The following is a 794-nucleotide window of genomic DNA, read 5'->3' as shown; positions in this document are numbered from 1 at the left end:
GTGACCGACTTCACCGGGGAAGGCGCGTCCGGCTCGTCGAGCCCGGCGATCACGGCGAGCGCGAACGGCTGGCAGGTGGCCTGGAACGGCGCGAACGGCCACTTGTGGCTCGCCGAGTCGAGCGACGGCCCCGCGCCCGCGGGCACCGACACCGGCATCCCGGTGGAGCCGGGCACCAGCCCCGGGATCGCGGCGCTCGCGACCGGCGGCGACATCATCGCCTACGTGAACTACGGCGGAGACCTCGCGCTCTACGACACGGCGACCGAAGTCGAGACCGCCACCTCGTACGGCATCGTCTCCGGCAGCAGCCCCGCGGTCGCCGCCAGCGCGTACGGCGGTTGGCAGGCCGCGATCGAGGGGCCGGACAACCAACTCGACCTCGTCGATTCGTCCCAGACCAGCTGGACCCAGACAGGCCTGACGATGTACCCCGGCACCGGCCCGACCATCACCGCGGTGCAGACCGCCGACTCGTACGAGGTCGCCTACGAAAGCCCTGCCTCGTATCTCGCACTCGCCGGCAAGGAAGGAAACTACGTCACCACCTACGGCATGAAGCCGGGTACGCACCCGACGATCGCGGTGATCCCGTAGCGGCGCAGGACAATGCCCTGCGCGCTCGAGCGCGCAGGGCTGGTCGGCGCGCGACGACGGTGACCAGTGGTCAGCCTGGATCCACGGATGGCTATTCGCGCGTAGGCTGGCCCCGGTGACACGAGATGCCCCCTGACCTGGAAGAATGAGGTTTGTCTAGGACCTTGTTCGACCAGTTCAGAAGGGCATCTCGCGGA

General features: G+C 69.0%; 1 pseudogene. It reads left to right on the top strand.

Annotated elements, in window-relative coordinates:
* Nucleotides 1–597 (top strand): annotated as a pseudogene (locus KDL01_RS41530) (hypothetical protein); the annotation flags it as partial.
* Between the last annotated feature and the right edge of the window lie 197 nt (nucleotides 598–794).

Origin of the sequence: Actinospica durhamensis, from assembly GCF_018139695.1 — a bacterium.
In the GTDB taxonomy this organism is placed as follows: Bacteria; Actinomycetota; Actinomycetes; order Streptomycetales; family Catenulisporaceae; genus Actinospica; species Actinospica durhamensis.
Note: the sequence above shows the minus strand (reverse complement) of the source record. Positions and strands in the feature narration are given on the sequence as shown.